Origin of the sequence: Shewanella sairae (assembly GCF_023283535.1) — a bacterium.
Lineage (GTDB): Bacteria > Pseudomonadota > Gammaproteobacteria > Enterobacterales > Shewanellaceae > Shewanella > Shewanella sairae.
In genome coordinates, this window is record NZ_JAKILT010000156.1 from 1 (window position 1) to 1830 (window position 1830).

The 1830-nt window shown below is 37.1% G+C and carries 2 protein-coding genes and 1 pseudogene; all 3 read left to right on the plus strand.

Features of this window, described 5'->3' with window-relative positions; all coding sequences use genetic code 11:
* Positions 1-231: 231 nt before the first annotated feature.
* On the plus strand, positions 232-912 hold the full coding sequence (locus L2748_RS23730) for a hypothetical protein (protein ID WP_248957809.1): 681 nt from the start codon (positions 232-234) through the stop codon (positions 910-912).
* Positions 913-1090: 178 nt separating this feature from the next.
* On the plus strand, positions 1091-1435 hold the full coding sequence (locus tag L2748_RS23735) for a transposase (protein WP_276521668.1): 345 nt from the start codon (positions 1091-1093) through the stop codon (positions 1433-1435).
* A 242-nt stretch (positions 1436-1677) separates the two neighbouring features.
* Positions 1678-1830 (plus strand): annotated as a pseudogene (locus L2748_RS23740) (IS5-like element ISLlo3 family transposase); the annotation flags it as partial.

Below are 1830 nucleotides of genomic sequence, written 5' to 3' on the forward strand. Positions count from 1 at the left end.
ATGAACGGTTGCATACATCGCTCAAAGACTTAACACCAGTCAACTATGAGAAATTACAAAGTGAGGTGTCCTGTTGTGCTTGACCAGAATATTCTTTAGCGGCCTAATTGTATCTGCGAGATCCTGCGCCCTTAAAATATAACAGCAAGATCTCAGTTTGCGACAGAACCGATTATGATATGGTGCCTACACGGGATATTAATAAGTTAGAATAACTTCAGAGGGTTGGTAATGATATTAAGAAAGCTTAGTTATTCATTGATATTTACATTTCTATTTTCCACTTCAGTAGCATCTAAGGAGGAAGTTTTTGTTAGTAAAGTAAAGCAATCCTTCACAATTAAGAATACACCTGAAACAGAAAAAGAGTATAAATCACGCTTAAAAAACATTGAGTCAATATTACAGCGCTACGGCTCCAATTCTGATAGCCCTTTACTATTTATTGGTAATGAAGAAAAAACTATTGAATATTCCAAGAAAATAAATGGCGGGACATTCGTAGTATCTAAACCTCAAAGCCCTCGCTTTTTTGAGGTTGTTTATAAAGTGAGCGCTCCTGGCTTTAATGATAATAGCTACATTAGATTGAACCGTGAAGCCGCAAGTGGGAAAGTGTATGAACTCAGCCCTAATAGTGTTAAACCCGTCTCTAGCTTTAAAAAAGAAGATAGAATTCTTTATGAAAATATTACAGACAAAAACACTGAACATCAGAAACTGCTACTGATATTCGCTAATAGACTTATCGAAACTGGTATATGTTATAGCGTTATATCGGGGGCTAAATACACTTTAGATAGTGCAACGCTATTTTGTGGAGACGGTATGAAATATACACAAACACTAATGCAAATTACTAATAATAAAAATATAGAACACAGAGTTGTGAAAAGTTACGCTGTATTTTAGTTCTGGAACTGTTCAAACTCGATCGTTTTTCATGTATTTCGTTTATAATCAAAGAAATAATTAATAGGGTTCTGTCGCAAACGGCTTTGTTGCAGCGCTCAAATAATCAACAGATGGGCAACCTCTATAAGATCCGTTATTATCTGATATAGAGCCTACCACTTTAATTATTTAACAAATGCCTCACAAACACAATAAGCGCAAACGCCATCATATAAAGAAAGCGGTTTATCGCTTAAGAAATTATGCGCAATATAACCAGTCGCTAAAAAATAGAGGCAAAATGAGTATTTGGTTATCGTCTTCAATTATAGAAAGCTGGCAAAATGACATGAGATATTATGACGGTAGAGGCTCTACTGTTAAGTATCCAGATAGCACGATAGAAGCATGCCACTATATTAGAATGGTATTTAAGTTATCGTTACGCCAAGCGCTGGGCTTTATCGAGAACTTACTCGTTTTACTCGGCAAGCCTCACCTTCAATGCCAGGGCCGGATTATACATTGTAAAATTAGTTAACAACCCTATCTGTCTGAACGAATTTTATTCGATTACGGGTTATTTATATAAACCAATACTCTCGTATTGAGCCAATAAACGAACAAAAATGATAAATGTTAAGGGAATTAACAAAGTATAATCCCACCCTGCCTTCAATGCCCTGACTGTACTCTGCTCTCAAAGCGCTTAAGTACGCTTGGGTTAATCACGCCTCGTTTTAAAAATGCGAGGGAATAAGTGATGATGTTGTCGCGATAGCGATTGATTCCACTGGGTTGAAGCAATTTGGCAGAGATGAGTGGCACCAAGAGAAACACAAGGTTGATGGTAAACGCACTTGGATGAAAGCCCATTTCGCAGTAAGAACAAACCACATCCTAGAAGCCGCGGTAATGACAGGAAAGGATGAGATG

Excerpts from the sequence above, each read along its gene's own strand:
- L2748_RS23730 (WP_248957809.1), top strand. The coding sequence starts at position 232 with ATGATATTAAGAAAGCTTAGTTATTCATTGATATTTACATTTCTATTT.
- L2748_RS23735 (WP_276521668.1), top strand. The coding sequence starts at position 1,091 with ATGCCTCACAAACACAATAAGCGCAAACGCCATCATATAAAGAAAGCG.